1 protein-coding gene is annotated in these 604 nt (G+C 61.8%); it reads left to right on the top strand.

What is annotated here, in order from left to right:
* Positions 1–371 precede the first annotated feature (371 nt).
* Positions 372–604, top strand: a 233-nt coding sequence (locus AC1D00_RS44360) for a hypothetical protein (protein ID WP_477015107.1), incomplete at its 3' end; no start/stop codon positions are given.

The following is a 604-nucleotide window of genomic DNA, read 5'->3' on the forward strand; positions in this document are numbered from 1 at the left end:
GAGGAAGGCGGCCAGCGCCTTGCCGCCGCTCTCCATCGCCCGCGCGACATTCATCGCGAAGGCTTCCGCATCGAACTTCGTCTCGGGTTTGGGCGTATCGGTCGTGGCCATACTCATGGGCAGAACAGTAACGATTCATTCCGTATTCGTCACCGCGAAGCTCGCATCTTTGACGTTAAACACTCTCGAAGATGTGTTGCACTGCGACAAATTTTCTTGGTTCCGTCACAATCGAGCCGCACCGCTCGGCTTGGTAGCACCGGGCTGTTTTCTCGCTCGGACCATTTGGGCAGCAATGGTTTGAGCTTGGGCGTGGTCTTGGGTAAGGTTGCCCGGGGCCGTGCTTTGGGACGAGTAGGGGAATTTCCCAAGTGTTGGCGTTGAGGGACCTGCAAAAGTCGCTGCTGATCGGTGGCGCGCTGCTGAGCGTGGCGTTCGCGCTGGGCGGCTGTTCGAGTCAGCTCGCGGATATGACGCCTGCGGATGCGCAGGCGCATGCCCGGGAGCCCGGCAGCTATCTGCCGGTGCATGATCTGCCGCCGGAGCGCGATCAGGCGGTCATTCCGCCGGACCAGCGCGCCAAGATCGAGGCCGAGCTTGCCGC

This window comes from Bradyrhizobium sp. P2_E8, from assembly GCF_056403875.1.